General features: G+C 61.9%; 22 protein-coding genes and 1 tRNA gene. 7 read left to right on the top strand and 16 right to left on the bottom strand.

Features of this window, described 5'->3' with window-relative positions; all coding sequences use genetic code 11:
- Positions 1-168 precede the first annotated feature (168 nt).
- A complete protein-coding gene (locus tag JQS30_RS12920; RefSeq protein WP_213170661.1) occupies positions 169-1068 on the top strand; it encodes a phenylalanine 4-monooxygenase in 900 nt (299 codons plus the stop codon).
- Between the two features lie 66 nt (positions 1069-1134).
- On the opposite strand, the gene JQS30_RS12925 is transcribed toward JQS30_RS12920, so the two are convergent.
- The 3 genes from JQS30_RS12925 to JQS30_RS12935 all read right to left on the bottom strand — a co-directional run bounded on the left by JQS30_RS12925 (position 1135) and on the right by JQS30_RS12935 (position 4104).
- Entirely contained in the window at positions 1135-2085 is a 951-nt protein-coding gene (locus tag JQS30_RS12925) for an alpha/beta hydrolase family protein (protein WP_213170662.1), read from the bottom strand.
- A 2-nt stretch (positions 2086-2087) separates the two neighbouring features.
- On the bottom strand, positions 2088-2627 hold the full coding sequence (locus JQS30_RS12930; RefSeq protein WP_213170663.1) for an ArsR/SmtB family transcription factor: 540 nt from the start codon (positions 2625-2627) through the stop codon (positions 2088-2090).
- A 316-nt stretch (positions 2628-2943) separates the two neighbouring features.
- A complete protein-coding gene (locus JQS30_RS12935; protein WP_213170664.1) occupies positions 2944-4104 on the bottom strand; it encodes a saccharopine dehydrogenase family protein in 1161 nt (386 codons plus the stop codon).
- Between the two features lie 498 nt (positions 4105-4602).
- Here JQS30_RS12935 and JQS30_RS12940 point away from each other — a divergent pair, with 498 nt between their 5' ends.
- Positions 4603-4944, top strand: a complete 342-nt coding sequence (locus JQS30_RS12940; protein WP_213170665.1) for a DUF1330 domain-containing protein — start codon at positions 4603-4605, stop codon at positions 4942-4944.
- A 3-nt stretch (positions 4945-4947) separates the two neighbouring features.
- Entirely contained in the window at positions 4948-5568 is a 621-nt protein-coding gene (locus JQS30_RS12945) for a class I SAM-dependent methyltransferase (RefSeq protein WP_213170666.1), read from the top strand.
- Positions 5569-5589: 21 nt separating this feature from the next.
- On the opposite strand, the gene JQS30_RS12950 is transcribed toward JQS30_RS12945, so the two are convergent.
- Positions 5590-6285 (bottom strand): polyamine aminopropyltransferase, encoded by a 696-nt coding sequence (locus JQS30_RS12950; RefSeq protein ID WP_213173086.1) that lies wholly within the window; start codon positions 6283-6285, stop codon positions 5590-5592.
- A gap of 357 nt (positions 6286-6642) precedes the next feature.
- Complete coding sequence (locus tag JQS30_RS12955) at positions 6643-7119, bottom strand: hypothetical protein (RefSeq protein ID WP_213170667.1); 477 nt, start codon at positions 7117-7119, stop codon at positions 6643-6645.
- 223 nt (positions 7120-7342) lie between these two features.
- On the opposite strand from JQS30_RS12955, the gene JQS30_RS12960 reads away from it, so the two are divergent.
- Positions 7343-8188 (top strand): Crp/Fnr family transcriptional regulator, encoded by an 846-nt coding sequence (locus JQS30_RS12960; protein WP_213170668.1) that lies wholly within the window; start codon positions 7343-7345, stop codon positions 8186-8188.
- Positions 8189-8352: 164 nt separating this feature from the next.
- Here JQS30_RS12960 and JQS30_RS12965 read toward each other — a convergent pair whose 3' ends face one another.
- From JQS30_RS12965 to JQS30_RS12990, 6 genes are all read right to left on the bottom strand, one after another.
- Positions 8353-10338, bottom strand: a complete 1986-nt coding sequence (locus tag JQS30_RS12965; RefSeq protein ID WP_213170669.1) for a hypothetical protein — start codon at positions 10336-10338, stop codon at positions 8353-8355.
- Entirely contained in the window at positions 10335-11492 is a 1158-nt protein-coding gene (locus JQS30_RS12970; RefSeq protein WP_213170670.1) for a 5'-methylthioadenosine/S-adenosylhomocysteine nucleosidase family protein, read from the bottom strand. Before JQS30_RS12970 ends, JQS30_RS12965 begins: the two co-directional genes overlap by 4 nt.
- Entirely contained in the window at positions 11489-12226 is a 738-nt protein-coding gene (locus tag JQS30_RS12975) for an NUDIX hydrolase (protein WP_246497916.1), read from the bottom strand. The genes JQS30_RS12970 and JQS30_RS12975 overlap by 4 nt, the downstream gene beginning before the upstream one ends.
- A 612-nt stretch (positions 12227-12838) precedes the next feature.
- Positions 12839-12911 (bottom strand) — tRNA-Ala (locus JQS30_RS12980).
- Between the two features lie 161 nt (positions 12912-13072).
- A complete protein-coding gene (locus JQS30_RS12985) occupies positions 13073-14446 on the bottom strand; it encodes an amidase (RefSeq protein ID WP_213170672.1) in 1374 nt (457 codons plus the stop codon).
- A gap of 188 nt (positions 14447-14634) precedes the next feature.
- A complete protein-coding gene (locus JQS30_RS12990; RefSeq protein ID WP_213170673.1) occupies positions 14635-15780 on the bottom strand; it encodes a cystathionine gamma-synthase in 1146 nt (381 codons plus the stop codon).
- 143 nt (positions 15781-15923) lie between these two features.
- On the opposite strand from JQS30_RS12990, the gene JQS30_RS12995 reads away from it, so the two are divergent.
- A complete protein-coding gene (locus tag JQS30_RS12995) occupies positions 15924-16199 on the top strand; it encodes a hypothetical protein (protein ID WP_213170674.1) in 276 nt (91 codons plus the stop codon).
- 90 nt (positions 16200-16289) lie between these two features.
- On the opposite strand, the gene JQS30_RS13000 is transcribed toward JQS30_RS12995, so the two are convergent.
- A complete protein-coding gene (locus tag JQS30_RS13000) occupies positions 16290-16691 on the bottom strand; it encodes a VOC family protein (protein ID WP_213170675.1) in 402 nt (133 codons plus the stop codon).
- A 101-nt stretch (positions 16692-16792) separates the two neighbouring features.
- Here JQS30_RS13000 and msrA point away from each other — a divergent pair, with 101 nt between their 5' ends.
- A complete protein-coding gene (gene msrA, locus JQS30_RS13005) occupies positions 16793-17365 on the top strand; it encodes a peptide-methionine (S)-S-oxide reductase MsrA (protein ID WP_246497917.1) in 573 nt (190 codons plus the stop codon).
- Positions 17366-17617: 252 nt separating this feature from the next.
- Here the strand turns inward: msrA and JQS30_RS13010 are convergent, their stop codons facing one another.
- The gene (locus JQS30_RS13010; RefSeq protein ID WP_213170677.1) at positions 17618-20365 is read right to left on the bottom strand and encodes a helix-turn-helix transcriptional regulator; all 2748 of its coding nucleotides are present in this window, start codon (positions 20363-20365) and stop codon (positions 17618-17620) included.
- Positions 20366-20781: 416 nt separating this feature from the next.
- Here JQS30_RS13010 and JQS30_RS13015 point away from each other — a divergent pair, with 416 nt between their 5' ends.
- The gene (locus tag JQS30_RS13015; RefSeq protein ID WP_213170678.1) at positions 20782-22287 is read left to right on the top strand and encodes a S1 family peptidase; all 1506 of its coding nucleotides are present in this window, start codon (positions 20782-20784) and stop codon (positions 22285-22287) included.
- Positions 22288-22473: 186 nt separating this feature from the next.
- Here JQS30_RS13015 and JQS30_RS13020 read toward each other — a convergent pair whose 3' ends face one another.
- The 3 genes from JQS30_RS13020 to JQS30_RS13030 all read right to left on the bottom strand — a co-directional run bounded on the left by JQS30_RS13020 (position 22474) and on the right by JQS30_RS13030 (position 25685).
- Entirely contained in the window at positions 22474-23841 is a 1368-nt protein-coding gene (locus JQS30_RS13020) for a cystathionine beta-synthase (protein WP_213170679.1), read from the bottom strand.
- A 144-nt stretch (positions 23842-23985) separates the two neighbouring features.
- Positions 23986-24516 carry a 5-(carboxyamino)imidazole ribonucleotide mutase gene (purE, locus tag JQS30_RS13025; protein WP_213170680.1) on the bottom strand — a complete coding sequence of 177 codons (531 nt, stop codon included), beginning with the start codon at positions 24514-24516 and terminating at the stop codon, positions 23986-23988.
- A 2-nt stretch (positions 24517-24518) separates the two neighbouring features.
- The gene (locus JQS30_RS13030) at positions 24519-25685 is read right to left on the bottom strand and encodes a 5-(carboxyamino)imidazole ribonucleotide synthase (RefSeq protein WP_213170681.1); all 1167 of its coding nucleotides are present in this window, start codon (positions 25683-25685) and stop codon (positions 24519-24521) included.
- Positions 25686-25945 lie beyond the last annotated feature (260 nt).

Consider the following 25945-nt stretch of genomic DNA (forward strand, 5'->3'; position numbering starts at 1 on the left):
AGCACCCACCCAGGCGTAATCCACGCGGAATACTCCAGAAGCGCCCATAGGCCACCGAGAAAACCAATCACGACAGCTGATCGCTTCTAGCGCTGACAAATCTGAGCAAATATGCCAGTAAAATTGGCTTCTGTTGACACGCGATTGCAAGGCTGGTGCAATAGTTGCATGTTCGAAGAGGCACAGTATTTCGCGCCGGTCAACACCGACTCCGACGGTTCAGTGGTCGTGGAACTGGGGCAAGGACATCCAGGTTTCGCCGACGAAGAGTACCGCCAGCGACGTAACACGTTGGCCGCACTCGCCTTGGACTGGAACCCAGGCGACCCCGTGCCGGTGGCCGAATACACCGAGACTGAGCATGAGGTCTGGCGTTTGGTCAGCGCCGAACTGGCCACCAAGCACCGTACGCTCGCCACCAAGGAATACCTGGAAGGCGCTGAAACGCTGCAACTGCCAGCGGACCGAATTCCCCAGCTGTCCGAAGTCTCGCAAATGCTGGCCCCTTTGACCGGGTTCACGTATCGTCCCGCTGCCGGCTTGGTCCCACTGCGGGACTTTTACGGCGTACTGGCCGATGGAAACTTTTACTCCACGCAATACATCCGCCACCACTCGGTACCGTTCTACACCCCGGAACCGGATGTGATCCATGAGGTCATTGGCCATGCCAACGCGCTGGCTTCCGAACGGTTCGCCTCGCTGTATCGCATTGCCGGGCAGGCGGCGCGACGTGTGGTCTCCGAGGAGGCACTGGAGTTCGTCTCTCGGGTTTTCTGGTTCACCCTTGAGTTCGGGGTCATGCGCGAAAGCGACGGCCTGAAGGCGTATGGGGCGGGGATATTGTCCTCGTACGGGGAAATCGACGAGTTCCGCTCGATGACAATCAAGCCCCTTGACCTGGGGGTCATGGGCACCATCGAATACGACATCACTAAGTACCAGGATGTTCTTTTCGAGGCCAAGTCCATGGAACATCTGGAAGATGTCGTGGGCGAATTTTGGGCCACCTGCGATGACGATTCCATCGCCAAGCTGCGGGCCGAGGCCGAGGCTCGCAACAACTAGCACTGTGGCGGAGGGCGCGAATCGATTCGGTTCGCGCCCTCTTCTTGCCTGCGTATCGGTTATTTCTCAGGCGGTGACCAAAGTTTGAGCCGCTTGTTGCCGGTCGCGTAGGAATGATTCGATGATGGCCAGGTAGCCTGGCGCGAGCTGGTCGCGGCGAGGAATCGCCGGGTCGGGGTCGGCGATGAAGAGGCCGTGGTTGGCGCCTGGGAAGACGACGAAACCGTGATCGGCTGGCGCGGGCGGTAGATGTTCGGCAAAGATCGCCAGGCTCTCTTGCACGGGAACCAAACTGTCTGCGCCTCCGAATAGTGCCAGCAAGGGGCAGTGCACTTGTGGAAGGACGTGGGCCGGGTCGAAGTCAAGGATTCGGCGAAAGAACTCCAGTTCGGCGACGGTGTTGCCCGCGAACGTAACGGTGGAGTACCACGGCCGGTCGGCAAGGCGTGACTGGTCGGCCAGGATGCCCTCGATATCCTCGCCTCCGCGCAGCCGCTCTAGGCGTTCGTCGACCCAGGCCATCGCCTCGGCTTCGATTGCCTCGGGGTGGCCTGCCTCGGCGAGTTCCTTGTTTAGGCGGTCGCGTTCCTGTACGGCGGGGGAGGTTCCCGGGCCCGAGTGGCAGATGACAAAGTCCACCTCTTCTGGGGCGAGGGCGGCCGCCAACAGGGCCACCCAGCCGCCTTGGCTGATGCCATATAGCCCGACCTTTTGGCCGGCGGTTGCCGGATGTTCACGCAACACGTTCAGCGCCGCAAGCGATTCCTCGGCCCGGTCTTCGAACGATTGGGCGGTCCAATGCCCAGGTGATCCACCGCAACCGGGTTTATCGTGCCGCAAGGTCACCGAGCCGGCCTGGCCGATCCATTCGGGCCAGCCTCCGTAATCGAGACGGTCTCCGTCCCCGGAACCATCGACGAGGACGACGCCTGGCAGTGGTTCATTGTGGTCGGGGAGGCGAATGATTGCTCCCAGGTCGCCGACGGCGGTGGGCACCTGAGTATCGATTTCTGGCATGGTCAGTCTCCGTTTTCTGTGTGTGGGGTTCCGGCGATGAAGATGCGGACGAAGCGATGGTCTTCGGGCCAGTCGGTGCGGTCACTGAGCCGGTCGATGTAGGGAGCTAGGACGGCGTGCAGCTGATTTCGCACCTCGGCGAGCTCCTCGGCGGTCATGGGCACCGTGGAGCCGCCCAGGAATCCGGTGTCACGCCATGGTTCGGCCTCCTGTTGCGACCGCCAGGAGAGGATGCGTTCGGCTTCGCGCTGCACGAACACGCGTTCTAGCTCTTCGGCGGCGGCGCCTGTGGGCGACCAGCTTTGCTCGATGTCGGTGAGCCGCCAGGGCCTTTCGCGGGCGTCACCGGTGGGCTCCGCTTGTTCGACATACCCGTATTTGGCCAACTGGCGAAGGTGAAATGAGCAGCTGGCCTGGTTCGAGTTCAGACGTCGGGCACATTGGGCGGCGGTGGAGTCGCCATACGTTCCGAGCAGTTCGATCAAGTCAAGTCGCAACGGATGAGCCAACGCCCGCATGGCCCGTGGGTCGGTAATGCGCATTTACCAAAGATATCTTTGGCGTTTGCATATGTCAAAGCTATCTTTGGTTATTTTTCGCTCGCACCCACAAGTTATCCACAGGCGACGAACTTCCCTTTGCCACCCAAACCGGATTTTTGCGATAATGAAATACGGGGGTCCCAGGTGAGAAAAACTCACTTCCTCAGTTCTGGGACCTTCAACTCCGCCAGCGCCACCAGTGGGTTCAGGTTTTTGCGGGCATATCGCCAGGTTGCCCGCCTGGGTCGGCATGACCGCACGTGGCAAGGACATGCGCGGTCATGCAACGCCTTCGCCGGGCTGTTTCGAGTCTGATCTAGGCCGATTCCTCTTCGGTCAGCGATACCGTGTGCGAGGTGGCAAGACCGTGTTCGGCCAGGAATTCCAGCCAGCGTTGGGCGGTTGCCTCATCGTCGGTCGCTCGATGCAACCCTGGTGCGAACTTGCCCTGCACCATCTGGCTCAAAGCGAACACGAATGAGTTGGTGACGCAGCGAGCCATCGCGGTATCGCGCTCGTCTCCGATGGTGTCGAGCGTGTATTCGCCCTGCCAGCGGCGAGAGCCCTGTTTGACCTCAAGCGTGACTGTCAGCAGCACCCGGTCACGGTCGGCCTCCGTGGTGGGGTATTTCTGGGCCAGTTCGTGAGCGAGCGCGGAGATCCGTTCCTCGTCACGCGAGGCCACAGCCTCGAAGACTGGTTTCCAGGCTTGCCGCCATCCGTCCGGGCGCAGGGTTCCGCGCACGAACTGGTCGACCTGCCAGGTTGAGGGGAATCCGTATTGCTCGACGAAGCCGATGCTGTCGCGGTTGGGGTAGACCTCGAAGGTTTCGCCGTTGACCTGGTGTTCGCGGGTGGCTTCCCATGGCTGCTCGGCGACGATGGCTTTGCCGCCCTCGATGTAGCGGGCCTGACTGCCTAGTGCTTTCAGGACGCCGACGGGTGCCCAGCTGAACTGGTAACGGAACTCCCCCGGTTGCGCGGGAATGCCGCCGCAGTAGGAGCGAAGTGTCACCGCCTCGGCGACGTCGCCAACGTCATTTCGGGCTTGGGCGACCAGGCAGTGCGCCATCAGGTGGTCGATGCCAGGATCGAGCCCGGCTTCGGTGAGGATGACCAGCCCTTTTTCGACCGCTTCCTCTCCGGCTTGGGCCATTTCCTCTGAGGTGTAGCTGGTGCAGGCGAAGTGCGCCCCGGCCTCGAGCGCCGTCCGTAGCAAGTCGGCATGGTGACTGGCTGGAAGCATGGATACGAGCACATCGCCGGGCCGCAATGCCGAGGCGAGGTCGTCGACGTCAAGCCCCCGGTGTTCGAGCTCGGGCAGTCCCAGTTGTTCCAGCCGTTGTGCTGCCCGCGCCCGATTGCGTCCCCAAACCACGACCGTGGCTTGAGTAGACAAGAAGGACAGTCCTTCATGGCCGGTGGACATTCCGATGCCAACCCAGTGGATGGTCGGGGACGTGGATTCGAGGTTCATGTGGTCTCCAGTCGGTGGATGGCTGCGCTGAGCGTGGCGTGGCTGCCCTTTGCCAGCGGATTGTTCAGACAGGTGGGATGCCTGGTTCCGGGCGTGGTCGTCGCGGCGGCGGGAATCGGGTGGGCGGATGGGTGGTGATCCGCCTCCGGTTGGGTCCCTCCGCCAAGGACCGTACCGGCTCGGCTCAGCTTGTCAACTATGCCCACACCGCACGCACGTGGCTGGCGGCAGGCACATTCCGGCCGCACTGCGTTGCTGGACAGGTCAACCATCTGCCTCCCATGCGTCGATTCAGTGCCCGGTGGCGATAGCCGGTAGCTCGCGGCCTCGCTGAAGCCCCGTGCTCCGATGGCGCCCAAGGTGAGTATCTGTTTTCGGCTGTCGAGACTTGTACGATAAGAGGTGTTCACGCGCTGTCGTAGATGGCGCTTCCCGCAAGGCGCGCGCTGAGTCTCGCAGTCGCTTCTCAGTCGTGGTGCCGCGCTAGGAGGGAGTCATATGCCCGCATACGCGGTCGGCCTGTTTCGCACGAAGGAACTACACGCGGACATGGTCGAATATTTGGAACGTCTTCAGGCCACTCTCGATCCCTTCGGCGGAACGTTCCTCGTGCATGGTGGTGAAGTCGAGTCGCACGAAGGCGACTGGGACCGTGATGTGGTGATCATCGAGTTTCCCGGTATGGACGAGGCCCGCGACTGGTACAACTCCAAGGCGTATCAAGAGATCCTGCCTTTGCGGACCCGGCATATTGAGGGGGACGCCTTTGTGGTGCAGGGTGTTGGCGAGGGATACCACCCGCAGCAAAAGGCCGACTTCTTCCGCCAGAAGTTGAACTGACCGATGGCGCGCCGCATCGAGAAGCTCATTCGATTTTGGGACCGGCAGGCTGCCACCTACGATGCGAAGACCCGCCGCGCCGAAAGGCGACTATTGGCCGCCAGCCGCCGTTGGGTTTGTGGCCGGGCTCGGGGTGTGACGCTGGAAATCGCGGTCGGAACCGGGGCGAACTTTCAATATTATCCGGCCAACGTGGACCTCGCCGGCGTCGACTGGAGTGCGGCGATGGTAGCGGCCGCCACTGCGCGCACAGTGGAGTCAGGCCGCGAGATCCAGCTACGGCAGGCCGATGCGGCCGCGCTTCCCTTCGCTTCCCAGAGTTTCGATGCGGTGGTGTGCACGTTCGCCCTCTGTTGTGTGCCTGATGAGCGGGCCGTGTTGGCCGAGGCCATTCGGGTACTCCGGCCCGGTGGTGACCTGTTGCTGGCCGACCACGTGGCGGCGACGTTTTGGCCGCTGCGGATCGTGCAGCACCTCGCCGACCTCGTTAGCGTTCCGTTGGTGGGCGAGCACTACACCCGCCGCCCGCGCCCCATCCTCGAGCAGATGGACATCGAAATCGTCGACGGCCAGCGGCATTCGCTGGGAGCGATCGAGCACATCCACGCCCGCAAGCGAAAATGACGGGTAGATCGTCCCCGTGTCCTATGTGCGTTTCGCCGTGTAGACCGTGTTGAGCGCCTCGCGGTCTTGTAGCGGGTTGGGAAACGTCACTCGGTGGGCCTCAACCTCAGCGAAAACACCGGCGAGGAGTTTGGTGAACGATTCCTCGGGTGGGTCGTTCGACCAAAGAGCGAAGACCCCGCCAGGGCGCAGCCGCGCCGCCACCCTGGCCAGCCCGGCCGAGGAATAGAATTCCGCGTGATCTGGGTGCAGTACGTGCTGTGGTGAATGATCTATATCGAGCAGGATCGCGTCCCACTGGCGTCCGGTCGGGGCTTGGAATTCGGCAAAGAAGTCTCCGTGCGCAATCTGAGTCCGCTCATCGCCGGTCAGCTCGGATGCAGCGGGGACCAACCCGCGCCGGTGCCAATCGATCACCGGTGCCAGTGCCTCTATCACCGTCAGTTCCCGGACTCGATGGTCGGCCAAGGCGGCGCGCGCCGTGTAGCCCAGCCCCAGGCCTCCAACGACGACTTCCAGATCATCACCGGCGCAGGCTGCCAAACCCAGACGTGCCAGTTCGACCTCAGCGACGGTAAACAGGCTGGACATGAGGTACTCCTCGCCCAACTTCACCTCGTAGACCTCGGCGTCGACGGTGAGGTCATGGCGGCGGCGCAAGCTGACCTCGCCCATCGAGGTTTCCTGGAAATCGAGTTCTTCGAATCGTGCGGGAATGTCGGGCTCCTTCGAGGACGAGTGTCTCAATCGGTGGTGGGCGAGGACGCAAACTCGATCTCAGCCTATGGGTGAATCCGTCACCGTTGCCCACCGCGACCTCTGGCGGCTGGGATACGACAGCTTGGCGATTGGTCATTCCCTGAGAGCACATGTCACTCCAGCCACTTAACAAGGTCGCCACGGTGAGTCTATCCCCGCACATGGCCTTGTCGTTTCCGGTGGACGATGTTGAGCATCGTCCACCGGAAACGCCCCATGGATTCCCGCTAGAAGGGGTCACTACTACGCTCTTGTCCGTTTACTTCGGCAGTTCGTATTTCAGCGTTTCCCTCGCAGAGGTAGTCAGTGCCTTGGTTAACTGTTCGATTGACGCAGTTTGCTATGACACTTCGGCGCGACGAGAGCAATAACAGCTCCCATAACAAGGCCGAAGATCATGTGACCCATAAGCGACTTCCATTGCATGGTGTCGATTGTGAGGACCATTTCGCTCATCCCTAGGAAAATCGGCATGAGGATGAGTGCCCCAAGTACCCACCAAATGACACCCCACATCGCACCAAATGCCAGCCCGTGGACGAAACTCTTCACCGCCGAACCAAAGATAAACGCGAAAGTCACACCCAGCCCAATTGAAATGATGAGGTGGACAATCCATCCAACTACGACAGCCTCCGAATTCACCATCATGGCGACCATCGGAAGCATGCCCTCGACATGCATCACAATTCCGAAAGCGAGACCACCTATCAGGCCGCCAGCAATCCCGGGCATTGCCCGCGCCAAGAGCGCTTTAAAACCAGTGAAACCCACAGAATCAACGGTCGCCATCTCTATCAACTCACTTTCGCTACGCCTGCCCTATGGCAGGTCTAGGTGGTGAAAGCACTGATCGTATTGACACCCAACGGAGACTTCTGTGATTCAGGGCACATATCGATGAAGTCGCGGGAAGTAGCGAAGATGCACCGCCTTGTTGAAGAAATCGGACAAGCGCCTCTACGGTGACGGCGGATACAGAAGGCGGCTACCATGGGCCGGTACCGTTTCGGCCATGGTTAAGGACATGAGGAATGAGCGCATCGCGACCTCGACGAACATCAGCCCATGCGGTGGCGCACATGAGGGTGCGACTTTGGAACACCTCATCGAGGCTCGCCTGGCGCCAGGAGTGCCTACCGGACAGGAGAGCACTGCTGTGAGCGATATGCCCACCGATGAAATCAAGAATCGTTATCTTTCCGAAGTTGATATCTTTCGCGACCTCAATGACGGGGAATTGCACGCAATCGCCAAGCAAGCCCCCATGCGAGTCTTCGAACGTGGCCATGTCCTCTTCTCACCAAGGCAAAGCGTCGAGACCCTTTTCATTCTCAAAGTGGGCACAGTCCGCATTTTTCGTATCGGTCCTGATGGACGTGCGTTGACAACGGCGCTATTGGAACCAGGCACAATCTTCGGTGAAATGGTGTTGCTGGGACAACACATGTATGACCAATACGCCGAGATAATGGACGAGGCCACCATCTGCCTGATGGATCGCGGCGATGTCCACAAGTATTTGCTGAGCAACCCCAAGATCGCCCTGCGGGTGGCTGAAGTACTAGGCCGCCGTCTCATTGAGACCGAGCAACGTTTTTCCGACGCCGTCCTCAAGACCGCGCCACAGCGCATTGCCTCGACTTTGCACACGTTGGCCCGCAAGGAGTACCGGCGTGGCATCCGCAGCGCGACTCCAAACGTGCGAATCACCCATGAACAGCTGGCCGACCTGGTTGGTACGTCTCGTGAAACCACCACTAAGGCCCTGGGCACACTCTCTGAAAACGGCATCATAAAACTAGGGCGAGGTAAGATCACCATCCTCAAACCTCTGGCTCTTCGCGAAGCCGGAGAGTAGCGGCCTGTATGAGGACCCTTCGTTGCCAGATACTGCCTTGTCAGCACATCGAACACCTGGGTGAACTTCTCATTTCATTTCGAAAAGAGCCACAAAACCCCTGTCTCGGCAACACTCATTCTGAGGCATGCTGAACTGGGAAACGGCGCAACGGGTACACACAGCTATGAGACCCGGTGCATCTGCTCAGCATCCCGTTCGATCCAACCCTTGCCTTCGGCCGCGATCCCTTCTAGCAGACCGAGCGCGTGGGTAAACCCTGCCGCGTCCAGATTGATTCGGACGAAGTCGAGATCCTCAACGATCGGATTAGACGTGGAGGTATCCATCTCAGTGACGCGGATTTCCCGTGTAGGCCCGTTCGTCAAGGTCAGTTTCAAGGTGATACCACCTCGGCCTGCTCTCTCGGCAACGTGGACCGACGAGAGCGCGTCAAAACGGAAGTTGTTGCGTTCCTGCCCCTCGAAAATGGAATGTTCAAAGTCCAATTCGGACTTAACCTCGCGGACGCCGTCCTCGGTCATGAGAAAGAGACGTAGTTCGTAGCGGGAGAACCGCCACGGGCCGCCCTGATCACGGTGCCGCTTGCGATTGCGCGCCGGCGCCTGAAACATCGCCCAGGAAATCACGTCACGCCAAGACAGCCGGTAGTGGCGCAGGGCTTCGTCGATCAAGACAGCCCTGTCGCAGTCAAGCCACCTTTCCATCTCGAACTCTTTGGGGCGGGTGGAATACAGTTTCTGCTTCCATCGAAAGTAAGCCTCCATACGTTCCTTCTGCTCCGCTTCGGCTTCCTCCTCATCATCGAGGTATCGACGTCGCTCGCTGAAAATGCGGTATTGCCGCGACAATCCGTAAGCACTGCCGATCACCATTGCCAGGACCGTGACAGAGACCGAAAGCGGTGCAGTCTGAATGGTGCCCACGATGATCGCCAGAGCACACACGGACGCGACCGTCAAAGACAGAACGCACCTGAGCGCCGTTTCCTGATCTAGGCGATAGCGCGTCCGGTAGTCATAGAAGGTTCCATCGAGCAATTGACGGCGGACCTGCTGAGCAATGTGGCCGATCAACCAGTTGACCCGTCCGATGGGGATTCTCTGTTCCCGGTATAGATGAGCGATCTCGTTCCTGAGGTGACCCCGGATGCCCGAGGTCAGAACCAACCACATGTCCGGGTCAACTCCATGTGGCCGGTAGCGGGCGAAGTAGCGGGTGAAACTACGACTGACCTGATTGGCGAACCCCGAGTCTCCACGAGTCTCTGTCGTATAAGTCGAACAGTACTGGCTGTCTTTGAACCGAATGCGGTCAAGCCGATAGCGCCATTCCAAAACATCTCGTACCCCGACGTAACCGGCGATAAGGACCACAGGAAACGCCAGTAGCGGTACCAGCAGGACGTTAGTGAGAGCCGTCCAACCGAGATAAATGGTAGCCAGCATGACGATGCCGATCGCCGCACTGGCGGTGGCTTGGTCCGAAGTGGTGACGTTTGGTCGCTCCACCTTACGCACCCGGGGCTTGATCGGGTCGGGATGGAAGTACGCCCATACTCGCTTCGTACGATTACTGCCAAACCTATCTGCAGCCGCATGCTTCTTCGTCTCACCCCACAGCTTGTCCCTAGTGGCTCCGGAGAGGACCAGACTGAGATGGCGCTCGATCTTCACGCGCAAGTGTGATTCCAGCGCAAGGATTTCCTTCTCAGCGGTTTCCAGGTCACTGCCTGTGCCGTTGATGTGGCAGAGAACCTGACGAATCGCCTCCAACGCGGTTTGATACTCACTGGGCGGGTAGCGACGACCACTAATAGCGAACTCGTCAAGGTGATTGCGCTCGTCGCGGGATAGATCACGGTACGTTCGTTTGCTGAGCATGGCCAGCGCCCAGTAAAACCGAACCTCTGCGTTGTCCAAGCCGCTGGCGATGGCGTTGCTGATGAGCTTGATGGCTTGGGACGGAATACCGTCGTTCAAGTAGCGCAGCCCTGTGGCGAACTTCTCCTGAGGACTCGGTTGAGGGGACATCTGGTACACAGTCGCGTTGTGCACCTCTTCGGCCTGGATGCCAATTGTCGCATTGGGTCCCGCGCTGTTGTAGACATTCGCCCCTTGGGGTGGTGAGCTAGGAGGGACATGGTTCACGTCAGCCCTCCCAGCGCCGCAATCACCAAAGTGACATGAGCCGCGGCACTCGTCGTTCCGGCCACGAGGCCGCTGAGCCGTTTCAGGGCAAGAAACGACTTCTTCTTGCCGCGGTCTCCGGCTTCTTTCAGACCGGATTCAGCTGTCTCCAGTTCGTCTTTGGCCGCTTCGTATGTATCGTCATCGACTTCGCCATTGGAGCGATCGCGATCAAGACAAGTGCGGAGCTCGACTAGTACCGAGAGAGGGTCTCTTGGAGTATCGTGGCCCGGGCCCGAATTCATCGTTACGGTGCTGCCGGAAACTGAGGAAGCCTGTATTCCAACGGGCCCAGAAGAAATGTTGTAAACGGTGCCGGCCGTTGTGGTGCGGGGTTCTGGCATCGTCGAGGTCATGGTTTCCGTCCTTTGAGTTATCAGGTCTTCCGCGAGTTGGATGGCGAATGCGGAAGCATTCGCGGCGGCCCGTGGCTGCCACGTGCCATCGTTGTTGGAGCCTTTGGTCCCGTCTGCGAAGTCGCTTATTCCTCTCACGATTGCCACCGGCGTCGTTTCGTTGAGGTGACCTGCTTGAGAGACTCCCGCAGCCTCCATCTCGATCGCGGTGGCATCGTTGAATCGCTCACGAATCCATTGCGCTTCACGCGAGATTCGCGAGTTCTGCACGATTTCCCCGGCGGCAATGGGACCGAAGTGGACTTTGGGATGTTCTACCTCGGAGGGCAGCCGTGCCGTCCAATCGGAAGAACGGGCAAGCGACTTGGCGAGCTGGTCTATTGAATGGTTTGCCTCCCAGCTGCGCGGACGCGTTTTGAGCCCGTCGTCTTCACTGGTACCTCCGTGATAGGCGTACACGCGCGAAGCAACGACGATGTCTCCTAGGGGAGTGCCCCACAACGCGCCCGCTACTCCTACGAAGAACACCGCAGTGGGGTTGAATTGCCGGATAGCGCGTTCAGCGATCACGGCAGCCGATTGATTACCCACCCCGGTGAGCCCCAATACCACCTTGCAATCAGTGCCACGAATCGTTCCTCGCTCGAACCGGGTGCCCGCGGGGTGAACGTGCAGTGTGAGCCTGTCGAGGTGCATTCGGACTGCGGCGTACTCGAGATTCAACGCCGTCAAGACGACAACGCTCTTGCAGTCGATCATCGCTTTTCTCCGGTTCCGGTAGATGATTCGGGGCGCACCAACGGCGGGTGCAACGTCACGGCAGAGCCAGCGCGGAAGACACGCGCAGGTCGCCCCTTCGCGGGACGGCGGTCGGTCCCGACGGGTTCGATGAAGTTAGGAACGCTCTGAACTTTGCGATAGAAGTTGCGCAGGTCGAGCTCTACATCCCAGACCGCTTCATAGACCCGCATAAGCTCTGCGATCGTGAACTTCTCGCCGCAAAAGGCGGTTGCCAGAGGTGTGTGTTCGAGCTTTGTCCGTGCCCTTTCCACCGCGTCCTCAACGATCTGGCGATGATCGAATGCCAAATTCACCTTGCCCGACAGCACATGCCCGACCGGCCTCCACTCCGCAGAGGAAGCGTCGGTACCCGCAACCGGCTGGGGGAGACCTGGAGCGACCGCCAGATACGCGATGGACAACACCCGCCCACGCGGGTCACGCCCGGGCGCGCCATACGCGCCCAACTGTTCGATGTGCAACCGGGTTCCGTCGAGATCGGCCTCTTCCCGAAGTTCACGCAGTGCCGCCGCCAGGATGTCCTCGCCCGCGTTGTTCAGGAATCCGCCTGGCAACGCCTCGCAACCTGCGAAGGGCTCGATGCCACGTTTGATCAACAAGACATGGAACGCCGACGCCCTCAGAGTAAGAATCACCAGGTCAACGGCGACCAAGATCTCGGGTGGCGACCATGGCTCTTCATCTACGGACACTACTGAACTCCTTTTATTGTCAACATGACAATAAAAGTACAGATGCTGGGCCACAAGCACAACCCCCAAAGCGGAAAATAGGATGAACATGCGCAGAGCCGATCTGGCCCCATCGACAGCACCGCCGGAACACTGCCCCAAGACCTGCGCGAATGCCGGATCGAGACTGCTGTCGGAATCTCGACTGAAGTCTGCCTTGCCGTGCCAGCAGAGGGCATCGCGCATCTCGCGACCGTTTGGCGGAGCCCAAAGATGTACCTCGAAGCGAGCGATTGCCGATCTAATCGGCTTGCCGCGTGTACCGCGTCCAGTGACCTGTCTCGGCGGGATGAGAGTTACGCTCGATAGTGGATAGCTGGGCGGGTAACCCAAGCACGGGCCGTATCGAGCCTGGATAACAGAACACCCACAAGGGATGATCCTTGTGGGTGTTTTTGCTGTTCAGATGTGGTGGAGCTAAGGAGATTCGAACCCCTGACCGGCCGATGCGCAGCATCGTCATGAATGCGGTCATGCCATGGAAGCGCGCTATCGGCTACGTTGAGATTCCGTGCAACACCTGCTGAAGAATGCAAAAAACCGGCCCTCATTCGAGAACCGGTTTTGTAACTGTGGAGCTAAGGAGATTCGAACTCCTGACCTCTTCCATGCCATGGAAGCGCGCTACCAACTGCGCCATAGCCCCTCGTATACCTGGAGGTTTGTGTCCCTTCGTGGCGACGTCCCATAGTTTACATACCGGCCCCGACTTCCCGCCACAGGGGGCACGGGTGGTTGTGACGCAGGTCTAGCCGCCCTTCCGCACACGTGAATGCGCCAGCCCTTCAACACCGAGACGCTGCGGTTTCACTTCCACTTGATGGCTGTCGAATAACGACGGGGCCTAAGTTGCGCCCACAGCTGCGCCGCCAGGTCGAACAGCCGGTCGGTGCCGCCCGGTGGGGCCACGAGCTGGACGGTGGCCGGCAACCCATCCCCACGGGTTCCGACGGGCACCACCAGGGCGGGGAGGCCACTGAGCGCAAACGGCGCGGTGAACGCCGCCGCCGCCGCGGTGTGCCGCAGATTCGCCCGCAGTCCTTCCCGGGACCAGGCCTGCGCCGCCGGCGGCGGGGAGGGCATACCGGGGGTCATGAGGATGTCATAGTCATGGTCGGCAAACCAGTCTTCGAGGTGCTGCCGCACGCGCGCGCCATCCCCCAGCACCCCGCCGAAGTATCCACGCAGGAATGTGCGCTCCCCAAGGGCCACGAGGCGGCGAGTACGACGCTGGAGCCGGTCGGATTGGGCACGCTCGGCGCGCAGGTAGGCTGCGGCCGTCCACGCCCCCGAGGAGGCCCCGGCCAGTCGGGGACCGAACTTTGGGTTGGCGCGGGCGGTGTCGTGCCCGGCGTCGGTAAGCAGGCGGACTGTGTTGAGTAGAGCCTGCGTCGCTTCGTGGTCGACCGTCGTCGGCAATGGCAAGACCTGGGCGTTGGAGGCGGCGACACGGAGGCGACCCAGTTCGGCGCTGGGGCGGGCGTGGCGACGACTCAACGCCGCGTAACCAAGCTTGACGTCGTCCACTGTGGTTGCCAGGATGCCGACCATCCCGCCTAGCCACCGAGTGGCCTCCATGTCAGCGGTGGCCGGTTCGTGTTCGGGACTAAAGCCGAACAGGCCACACGCGGCGGCGCTAGTGCGCACTCCCCCAGCGGTTCCGGGGCCGTCTAGGCCCACTCCAATGGGCACGGCCGCTCCCGCGACGGCCAGCGCGGTTCCACCCGAGGGTCCGCCGACTCCGCGGTCGGATCGCCACGGGTTGCGCAGTAGGTGGCGTCCGTCCTCTGTGGTTGGCCAGAGGGCGAGTTCTGAGGAACGTCCGGTGCCGATGATGATCGCGCCAGCTCCTCGGAGTCGTTGCACCGCTTCATGATCGACTTCGTGGATGGGAAGTACCGATGAGTGTGATCCCAGGCGTGGTGCCAACCCGGTGATGCCGATCTGTTCGCACACGACGACCGGAACGCCGGCCAGTGGCAGGCTGGAGAGGTCGGGCAGGTCGTCGACGGTGGCGGCTTCGGCGAGCGCGTCGATGGTGCGCATGTGGGTGAGTGCCCCGGCAAGGTGTGGGTTTTCCTCGATCGGTTGCAGGTGTTGGTCGACGACGGCGGCGGCGTCGGCGTCGCCTCGGCGGACGGCGCGCGCGATTTGCCTGGCGGTGACTCCGGACCAGCTCAACGGGTGGCCTTTCTTTCCGGGGCGGGTGTGACCGGGAGGGTGGCAAGTGTCGCCACGGTTGCGCATGGCGTTGGGGTGGCCGTGCTCGGTCAGCCTACTGGGCCCTCGGGGCGGTGGGTGATCATGGCAGGGGTCGGCCGGGCCACCAAGGTGGAGGGCACCTTGCCGGGTGCCCTCCGGGTGGTGCGTTAGCCGAAGGCTTGTTCCAGGTCGGCCAAGAGGTCGTTGACATCTTCGATGCCCACTGAGAGGCGTACGAGGTCTCCGGGCACTTCCAGCGGGGAGCCTGCGGCGGAGGCGTGTGTCATGCGGCCTGGGTGTTCGATGAGTGATTCGATGCCGCCCAGTGACTCGGCCAGGGTGAAGACCTTGGTGCGGTTGCACAGGTCGACTGCGGCTTGTTCTCCGTCGCGGTGACGGAAGGAGACCATTCCGCCGAAGCGGCGCATTTGTTTGGCGGCTTGTTCGTGGCCCGGGTGGCTTTCTAGTCCTGGGTAGATGACTTCGGCGACGTGCGGTTGTTCGCCCAGCCAGGCGCTGACTCTTTCGGCGTTGTCGCAGTGGCGGTCCATGCGCACCGCTAGTGTTTTTACGCCGCGCAGGGTCAAGAAGCAGTCGAAGGGGCCGCTGACGGCACCGATGGCGTTTTGGTGGAATCCGATTTTCTCGGCTAGTTCGTCGTCGTTGACGATCAGGGCGCCGCCGACGACATCGGAGTGCCCACCAAGGTATTTGGTGGTGGAGTGGACGACGATGTCGGCTCCCAGTTCCAGAGGCACTTGCAGGTAGGGCGAGGCGAAGGTGTTGTCGACGACTAGGAGCAGGCCTCTGTCTCGGGCCAAGGCGGCTAGGCCGGGGATGTCGGCGATGCTCAGCAGCGGGTTGGTGGGAGTCTCGACCCAGATCATTTTCGTTTCGGGGCGGATCTTGTCGGCCACGGCCTCGACGTTGGTGACGTCGGCGGGGTCGTATCCGAGGCCCCAGCGGGTCGCGACTTTGTCGAATAGCCGGTAGGTGCCGCCGTAGGCGTCGTCGGGAATGACGACGTGATCTCCGGGGGAGAGCACGGCACGTAGTAGCGTGTCCTCAGCGGCGAGGCCGGAGGCGAAGGAGAAGCCGTGCCGTCCCATTTCAAGTGCGGCGAGGCAGTCTTGCAAGGCGGTGCGGGTGGGGTTGGCCGAGCGGCTGTATTCGTAGCCTCCGCGCAGTCCCCCGACCCCGTCTTGGAGGTAGGTTGAGGTCGCGTAGATGGGCACGATGACGGCGCCGGTTGTGGGGTCAGCTTCCTGCCCGGCGTGGATTGCCCTGGTGCTGAATCCTTGGTTGTGTTCCATGTGTGGTCTCTCCTGGCCCCTCTAGTTGCTTTTCGCCTCAAAGACTGCTCGCTTCTAACGCTAGCTGACAGGGATGCCACGCATTAGTGCTGGCGCAGTATGGTGCTACCAGATTATTCCCCCATAGGTTTGGAGCATCACTCATGCCGTATGAAGAGGCTGAAGTATTTGAGATGGATGTCGATGGCGACGGTAAGCCCGACACCGTCGGCGTGATGAAGAACGCAGAGGGACACACCGAGTATCACATCGACACGACTGGTGACGGTAAGGCCAATATGAAGGCCGTGGACTTTGACAACGACGGTGCCATTGACAAGGTTTCGATCGACACCACTGGTGACCAAAATTTTGACACGGTCGTGGAGGACACAACCGGGGATGGGGTTCTCGACTCGAAGAAAAGCGTTGAGGGCTGAGCCCCTCCCGTTTTTAGGCGGAAGGGACTGCCGGTTCGACCAGGGCCAGGGGCTGCTTGGTCCACAGTGCCAGGCAGCCCTCCCGCCTCCTCATTCGGTGGCGGTCGCCGCCCGTTCGGCCTCGGAGCGGACGATGCAGAATTCGTTTCCCTCCGGGTCGGCTAGGACCACCCAGCCAGAGCCGTCGGGGCGAACGAAGTTGTCGGCCACCACGCTCGCCCCCAGTTCTACGAGACGCCGCACTTCCTCCTCACGGGTGCGGTCGGATTCCAAGTCCAGGTGAATCCGGTTCTTAATGGTCTTTTTCTCCGGCACGTTGATGAAGAGGAGTCCGGTGCCCTCCGCCTCTGCTGGCCCCACATAGTTTTCGGTGTGGTCGGGCCCGTTGGGGTCGTCTTTGTCCTCAACCCAGCCCAGGGCCTCACCCCACCACAGCGCCTGTTTGTAGGAGTTCTCCGCGTCGATGGTGATGGCGTGAAGTCGCGCTACCAATGTTGCTCCTTGTTGTCACTGCGCCCGTTTGTGCGCTCTGCCTCATGCTGACAGTATTCGTTGCCACCGACAATCGATTAATTTCGTGTCAGACTTGCCCCATGAGCGCATTGAAACACCCGGTCTTGCAGACTCCTATCGACGCGGACTGGCCTGAGGGTCTCCAGGTCGCCTATTTCGGGATGGGGTGTTTCTGGGGAGCCGAACGTCTCTTTTGGCAAACCGAGGGCGTCTATGCCACGGCCGTGGGCTATCAGGGCGGGCACGTTGAGCGGCCCGACTACGACGCGGTTTGTCGTGAAAGCACAGGTCACGCCGAGGTGGTGCGGGTCGTCTACGACCCGGCCCGGGTTGACTACGAGGCGCTGCTGAAGGTGTTTTGGGAAAATCACGACCCGACGCAGGGAATGCGGCAGGGAAACGACGTCGGTAGCCAATACCGGTCGGTCATTTTCACCACGACGAAGCCGCAGCTAGAGGCCGCCCAGCGCAGCGCTGCGGCCTTCGCGCCGGTTGTGGCGGCGCATGGCCGCGGCGCGATCACCACTCACATCGGGCAGGCGCCGCAGTTTTGGCTGGCCGAGGACTACCATCAGCAGTATCTGTACTGGAATCCATTGGGGTACTGCAATCACGGCCCCAATGGGATGAGCTGCCCGATCGGGATTAAATAGCCTTGACCGACCTAGTTGAGTCCTTTAAGGTGAGTTCGTCCTGCCCTAGGCGCGCTGGCTCCGGATGACCGCGCCCCATTTGGAGAGGGAGGCTGTCCGTTCGAGCCGGACCAGGTCCGGGGGACGTCTCGTAGAGGCGTCCCCAAGCCATCTCATGCCGGTGGCCAGATTCCACGTTCGTACCCGGTGCCCCGAGACCTGGTCCTCGCCTTGAATTCCACGGCCAATATCCGCCTCGCTCTGAATCCAGGCTCAGCTTTCGATTTGCTCGGACCTTTCCCACTGATAGTTGGCCAGTTGAGTGCGGCTTTGGATGCCAAGTTTGCGATATATGCGACTCAACCGGGACTCAATCGTCTTCACACTCACGTTCAGTGCCGTAGCTGTTTGCCGGTTACTGGCCCCGCCTATGACGAGTTTGGCGATCCGCGCCTCTCCGGTCGTCAACGGCCCATAGCCAGAGGTCTCAGTGGTCGGGGCGTCCTCCAAGAGCCGCTGCTCGGCGTCGACCTGCTCAATCCACGGCCCCGCTCCACACTCGGCAAACAGCTCCGAGGCCTGCCCTAGCAACTGCCGGGCGTGACCGCGCCGACGCCGCCGCCGCTCCAGTACCCCCATCGCCAAGATCGCCCTGCCCTGCTCGATACGCAAACCCATGCGAGCGAACCCCGAGCGGGCCCGTTCGAGCAGCTCGGCGGCCTTGGCGTGTTCACCGGCAGCAACCCGACAGGACGCCTCGGCCACGTCCATACGCAGCTGCACGTTCTCCCGGCCCAGTTCCGCGGCGCGGTCCCGGGTGTGCGAAATCAGCGACCACGCCGCTTCCACCTCGCCTGTCTGCACCAGCGCCTCGGCCAATTCTCCCCGCCAGTGCAAGACCGACGGATCGCCGACATTGCAGCGATCTTCCAGGCTCTGCACCTCGCGCAGCTTCTCAACGGCCGCCGCGGACCTACTCGCGTGCAAGTCCAGCTGCCCCAGCACAAACAGGTTGCGAATGGTGAAAACCACATCATGGTCTTCCCGCGCCGCCGCCAGCCCCTGCCCGGCCAAGGTCGTGGCCCGCCGATGGTCGCCCGCTGCTGTCTCGATTAGCGCCGAGACGTACCACAGCGGGCTCAACGACAGGTCAGAGTGCGCCAAATGAGCTAGAGCACGATCGATCAACTCCCGCGCCTCGACACAGTTGCCGCTACGCAACTCGATCTCGGCGAGGCTGCGCAGTACCTCGGTCAGCGCCTTCAAATCTCCTTGCTGTTTGGCCAACTCCAGCAAGGCGCCAAACTCCGAGCGCGCATCATCGAGGCGGTCGTCAAAGAGCGCGTGCCGGGCCCACACAAAGCGAGCCGAGCCGGGGATATCGGTCGCTGGATCGGGGTGAATCGCATAGGCCCGGGCGATGGTGGTCTCGGCAGCAGGATCGCCCAGCATCCGCTGTACTCGACCAACCATCGTCATGGTCTGCATGTGGATCCAGGCGTTGCCGGAGCTCTCGGCCAGCTGTTCGGCCCGCCGGGCCTGCTCCAGGACTTCGCAGAGGTCGCCGTCGATAATGTGGGTACGCCACGCCCGCCACAAGGCCAGCTCCGCTTGCAAGGCCGGATCGGTCTTGGCATTGGCCGCGGCGGCGCTGAAGATCTCCCGCACCTGTTCGAAATCCTGGCCAGCCGCGTTGATGACCGCCAGTTGCGCCCGCAACCGATCGGACGGATCACCGCCCCGTTCGAACACCGCCCTTGCCGCCCGCTCCACCAAGGTGATGCGTCCGGCCGCAGCCGCCAATTCAGTGGCGGCGACCAACCGTCGGGTCGCCTCCGTATCGTCCTGGGCCGGAGTGTGATCAGCTGCCAATAGCGACAGCTCCGAGGCCAGCACCAAATCGCCCCGCCCTTTGGCCACCGCACAACCCCGGTCAAGTTCGGCGGCTAGTTCCGCATCGGGGCCGTCAGTGGCCATCGCCCGGTGCCGCACCGAGGCAACCGAGTCGGCCACGACTTCGGCCAGGCGCCGATGCACCCGCTTGACCGTCACTGAGGACGCCGCAGCCAGCAACGCCTCGGACGTCGATTCGGCGTGGAATGTCACCAAGCCTGTCGCGTCCACCGCCGTCAGCCCTTCCCGAGTGGCCTCAACTAGGTCCTCATGGACCTTGGAACAACCGGCGCGGCGAAGCATCGCCTCGGTCGGATGCAAAGCCATAGCGGCGACTAGCAAAGTATGCTGCGCACGCGGCGATAGGGCCGCCAGCTGCTCATGCGCAATCGTCTCCACGGCCGGACCAAAGGAGGGGGCGATTCCGTCGCTACCACTGGCACGCATAGTGCCACCGATGCGCAATGCCAGGTCGACCCGGCCCCCACTGGCTCGATGGATGCCCGCCACATGTCGGTTGGGCAACTGCAACGGAGCCAACACCTCCACGATCTCGGCCAGGTCCCACGGGGGAATCCCGATCTCGTGCTGGGCAGTCGCTCCCAATTTGCGATACAGCCCCGGCTGACGGGCCGCCAGCAACAGCCGCAACCGGACCGGGCTGACGTGCTTCCACAATTGCGAAAGCAACTTGAGGCTGGAGGCATCGATGTGATCGGCCGGGTCGATCACCAACCACATTGGCCGCTCCCCGGTGAGCACCCGAAACAAGTCCCGGACCCCCAGATGCACCGCCACCGTGTCAACCTGCTCCATCGGCGAGGCATTCCGGCGCAGCAGAGTCGACACCGCGTCCCGACGCGGAGGAGTCAGATCGTCAATGAGCGACTCATCGACCTCGCACAAAAGCTCTGCCAGCGTCGCATAGGGAGCACAACGGTCGGTCGGATGCGCCCGCATGATCAACGCGTCATCGACATCGCTCAAGAACTGATCAATCAGAACACTTTTACCTACTCCCGGCAAACCACACAAAATCGCCCGATAATTCACGGCCAACGACTTGCGGACATGCGACAAGACACCGAGGCGCTCAATCGGCGGGCAAAACGTTATAGGGACGGACATGTGATTCACGCTCCTCGCAGACCGGAATACTACCCGCAAGTGATCTTGTGGGGAAGCCGTTGCGGTCCACACAGGGGCTTCCCCTCCTCAACCCACCTGAGCTGACGAGGGTTTCCTCCCATTGCCAAGTATCGAATTATGCCGATACGCTTCCCCTTGTCTGAAGCTTGACCACCCCTTGGCCTCAGACACTCGCGGTGGCCGCAACAAACAGCATCCGGTGCGGCCACCCAAACTAGAGCTCTACTCACACGATCGCTCACAACCAGGCCGATAGCTGATTTACCTGCGTAAATGCTACCTCCAACGGCCTGACTGAGCCTATCTGAATAAAGCTCTCCTACTGGTTTCCCGGCCTAGGCGACCTCCCACGTTGATTCCGTGAGGCCTTCCGAGAATCCCGAAAGGTACCCCTCATGACATTCAAGAAAGTTATGGCCGGAATCGCCATAACCGCGCTGGCAGTGGCTCTGCCGTGGGCCGCGACGGCCCACGCGGAACCAACCGAGGTGCCCCCAGAAGTGTCCACAGCGGCCAATCCCACCGATCAACTCCTTGCCGACGAGGCCAGCACCACCATCGTGAACGGGACCCCGGCCTCATATGTCGACCACCCATTCATCATCACCGGGCTGCGCGTCGGTGGCGGCGGCCCACAGGGTGCCTCCTGCACGGCCAGTGTGGTCAACGAACGGCAAGTCATCACCGCCGCACACTGCATGATCGACGTCAGTGGCGCCAAAAGTTACCTCTACGGCGACGACGACCTCAACTCGCCAGGTGACGAACTGTGGCGATCCGAAGTCGTCGAATACCTGCCTCACCCCAACTACGGTGGGCCCAACGGCTGGCGCCAAGGCCATGACGTGGCCATCGTGACCGTCGCCGACGACATCCCCGTGGCCCCTTCCGACTGGGTCACCGTCGCGACATCCGCCGACAGCGGACTGACTCAGCCTGGAGCCGAAGCCTTCACCCTGGGCTTCGGACAGCAGTCATCCGGCGGAGCCTCTGGTGTGTTGATGGGAACCACCCTGCCCATCAACAACCACAATGACTGCCAAGTCTTCGACGTGGTGGTCAACCCCGACCAAATGATTTGCGCCGGTTACAACGACGGGCGCACCGGAATCTGTTCGGGTGACTCCGGCGGCCCCCTCATCGTCGACGGCGTCGTCGTCGGCATCACCTCGTGGGGCTCCAGCATGTGCGACCGGTACAGCATCTTCGCGAAAATGACCGGCCAGCTGGGCGACTGGGTCGATTCGGTCCTCGACCAAGAACCGCCCGAAGGGTTCACCATCTCGGTCGACCCCGCTAGCGGAGAAGTCGACGCCGGTGAATCCGTCACCGCCACTGTCAACACCGAGACCCTCGCGGGCAGCGACCCGCAAGAGGTCACGCTGTCGCACACCGGTTCAGGCGCGGATGTGACTGTCGAATTCGCCTCGGAGACCATCATCTCCGGAGAATCCACCGACGTCACCTTCACCGCCGCAGCAGAGGCTGCCGACGCCCTAGTGGACATAACCATCACCGGATCGGGAACCGTCGACCACTCGACTGGTTACACGCTCACCATCGGCGACGGGCCGCCAGCGCCGGATTGTTTCGCTGAGAACAACTCCGCGCAACCTATCCAGTTTGGTTGGATGACCACGTCCAATCTGACGCTGGAGTGCGGTGGGGCCACAGGCACGATCACGGTTGACATCGACGTGACACACGCTGCGGCATCTGACCTGTGGTACATGCTCGTGGCCCCAAATGGGACCACGCACACCCTGAAAAACATCGGCCAACCTGACTCTGGCACGTACACGGCCAACGTCGGCACCGTCTCGGGAACCTACACGCTGCAGATTTTTAATCTCAGCTTCCAAGACGGGACCCTCAACGCCTGGTCGGCCGGTCAGTCCTAACTGCCAAGGTCTACTCGACCTGTGAACTTGGTGTCGTCTGACTTCGGTCGACACCTCCGATCGGCCCCCAATGGGTGCGACATTGGGGGCCGTCACCCTCTTAGCCCGAGGCTAAGCAGCGGCGCTGCCGGAAGCGCGAGGGGCACCGACCGTACGGTCGGTGCCCCTCGCCTAGTCTCCATGCCGCTAGTTTTCCACGTACGCCAGCAAATCCTGTCGGGTCAACACGCCGACGGGTTTACCCTCGGCCAAGACCAGTGCCGCGTCCTTGTCGGCCAGCAAGGCGACCGCGTCGGCCACGGTGGTACCAGAGCCGATCGTCGCCAGCGAGGAGCCGATGTGTTTCTCCACCGGGTCGTGCAACGAGGCCTTGCCGTTAAACAGCGCGTCCATTAGCTCTCGCTCGGCCACCGCGCCTGCGACCTCTCCCATCACCACAGGCGGCTCAGCCTTAAGCACCGGCATTTGACTTACGCCGTACTCACGCAAGATGTTGATCGCCTCGCGCACCGTGTCGGTGGGGTGCACGTGTACCAGCTCGGGGATATCGGAGGATTTCGCCGCCAGCACGCTCCCGACGGTCGTGGCGCTGTCGCCCGCGGAGAGGAAACCGAACTCGGTCATCCACTTGTCATTGAAGATTTTCGAAAGGTAGCCGCGACCGCCATCGGGAAGCAGGACCACAAATGTGTCGTCAGCTGTGGCGTTCTTGGCGGCTTTCAGGCCAGCCACGACCGCCATTCCGGCGGAGCCGCCGACCAGGAGGCCCTCTTCGCGGGCCAGGCGGCGCGTCATGTGGAACGATTCGGCGTCGGTGACTTCGATGATCTCGTCACAGACATTGCGGTCGTAGTTGTCCGGCCAGAAATCCTCGCCGACGCCTTCCACCAGGTAGGGGCGACCAGTACCGCCCGAATAGACCGACCCTTCCGGGTCGGCTCCGATGATCTTGACGCGCCCGTCGGAGGCTTCCTTGAGGTAGGTGCCGGTGCCGGAAATGGTGCCACCGGTGCCCACGCCCGCCACGAAGTGCGTTAGTTCGCCATCGGTCTGCCGCCATAGTTCCGGGCCGGTGTCGGCGTAGTGAGAGGCCGGGTTGGCTGGGTGGGAGTACTGGTTGGGCTTCCAGCCGCCTTCGATTTCCTCGGCGAGTCGGTCGGAGACGCGGTAGTAGGATCGCTCGTCTTCGGGGTCGACGGCCGTGGGGCAGACGACGACTTCGGCCCCATAGGCCTTGAGGACGTTGCGCTTGTCCTCGGCGACCTTGTCTGGGCACACAAAGACGCAGCGATATCCGCGTTGCTGAGCGACCATCGCTAGGCCGATGCCGGTGTTGCCGCTAGTGGGCTCGACGATCGTACCGCCGGGTTTGAGCTGTCCGCTCTTCTCTCCCGCCTCGACGATGCGCTTGGCGATGCGGTCCTTCACCGAGCCGCCCGGGTTAACGTACTCGACTTTCACCAGTACCGTGGCGGCGATACCCTCGGTAACCGAGTTCAGCCGCACCAGCGGCGTGTTGCCAATGAGGTCCAAGACCGAATCATAGTAATGCACCGCCCCAGACTACAACGCCCGCTTCACCAGGCACATCACCCTTAAGCATTCATCCCATGAATACGGTTTCCCGCAGGCTGGACACGGTGATCCTCGGATCGCGCGTGGGGCGGACAATCGGCTTCAGCGTCGCCGTAACCGTGCTCAGTCGCGGTGACTGATCTTGTACCGCAGCTGGGCGTCCTTCTCGGCGACCATGCGCTCCATGTCGACTTGGTAGTTACTGACAGCCTCGCGCAGTTTGTCATCGTTGATGCCCAGCATGCGCACGGCTAGCAAACCCGCGTTCGCGGCTCCGCCGATCGAGACCGTCGCGACCGGAACTCCTTTGGGCATTTGCACGATCGACAGCAGCGAATCCATGCCGTCGAGGTGTTTGAGTGGCACAGGAACGCCCACGACGGGCAGCGGCGTGGACGAGGCCACCATACCGGGAAGGTGGGCCGCTCCCCCGGCTCCGGCGATGATGACTTTCAAGCCTCGGCCAGCGGCGCTATCGGCGTAGGCCATCATGCCGTGTGGGGTGCGGTGGGCCGAGACGACGTGCACCTCATAGGGAACGTCGAAAGAATCGAGAGCCTCCGCCGCTGCCTCCATTGTGGGCCAGTCGGAGTCCGAACCCATGATGATCCCAACGAGGGGCCGGGGATGGGGCTTTTTGGTCGACTCAGTCATGACTACACCCTACCGTCACGTAGCCACGCAGCCGCGCGAGCTGCTCTGCGGCGCAGTTGATCAAGGTCGTCACCACAGACGTTGACGTGTCCAATCTTGCGACCCGGTCGCACCGCCTTGCCGTAGAGGTGCACCTTGACACCCGGGTCATCGTTCATAAGATGCTGGAGCCGTTCGTCCAATCGGGGGCCGCCTCCCCGGCGGGCCTGTTCCCCCTCGGGGCGGTGATAGCCGCCGAGCACATTGGCCATAACGGTGAATGGGGCGACCGGGGCTGTGTCACCGAGCGGATAGTCCAGCACCGCGCGCAGATGTTGCTCAAATTGGCTGGTGACGGCACCGTCCATGGACCAGTGGCCGGAGTTGTGCGGCCGCATGGCCAGCTCGTTGACGGTGATACCGGTCGGGGTCTCGAACAGCTCCACGGCCAGCATCCCGCATACGCCCAGTTCCTGGGCAATGCTCATGCCCAGTTCGGTGATCTCCTTGGCCACCTCAGGGTCCAAATCGGGCGCGGGGGCGAGGACCTCCACGCACACACCGTCGCGCTGTACGGTCTCCACCACCGGGTACGCCTTCATCTCGCCGGACGGAGAGCGGGCGATCTGAATGGCCAGTTCCCGTTGCAGCTGGGCCTTCTCCTCAGCGATAAGGCGAATACCGGAGTCCAGGACAGCCTCGGCGGCCGCCAAGGAATCGATCATCCACACTCCCTTGCCGTCATAGCCGCCCCGGGCTGCCTTGAGAACGCAAGGGAAACCGAATGCCTCTAGGTCATCCAGCGAGGTGATCGGGGCCCAGCGTGGCATGGGCGCGCCCATGGTGTGCAGCTTTTCGCGCATGAGCTGCTTGTCTTGGGCGTACTGGAGTGCCTCGGGGCCGGGCTGGACTTCGACGCCATCGGCCACGAGTTGGCGCAACGCGGAGCCGGGGACATGCTCATGGTCGAAGGTGACGACGGTGCAGCCGGAAGCAAAGCGGCGCAGCGCGGCCAGCTGCGTGTAGTCGCCATAGGTGACGTCCGTGGCAACGACGGCAGCCGATTCGTCATCGGCGGCGGCTAGGACACGCAGGCTTTGCCCGAGTGCGATGGCGCTCTGATGCGTCATGCGGGCCAGTTGCCCGGCTCCGATCATCCCGACGATGGGCAGTTGGGTCGCGCCGTCCACCAGGTGGCTCCTCATCCGCAGCTGGTTGGGAGATTCGCCCAGGATGCGCGGCCCGATAGCGGCACGCGTATACCCATCGGCCGCGATAGTGGCAGCTTCGCCAGCCGGTGTTCTCGCCGAGGCGATGGGCGATTCCTGGACAAACCTCGTGGTCTGGTGCCCCCTACCAGGGTGGCCGATCGCAGCGAGACTGCTATCGCAGGTTCGTGCGCGGCCCGGACCAGCTGGAGTGAGCACGTCAAACGTAGCCTAACGGCCCC

The organism is Natronoglycomyces albus (genome assembly GCF_016925535.1).
Classification (GTDB): Bacteria; Actinomycetota; Actinomycetes; order Mycobacteriales; family Micromonosporaceae; genus Natronoglycomyces; species Natronoglycomyces albus.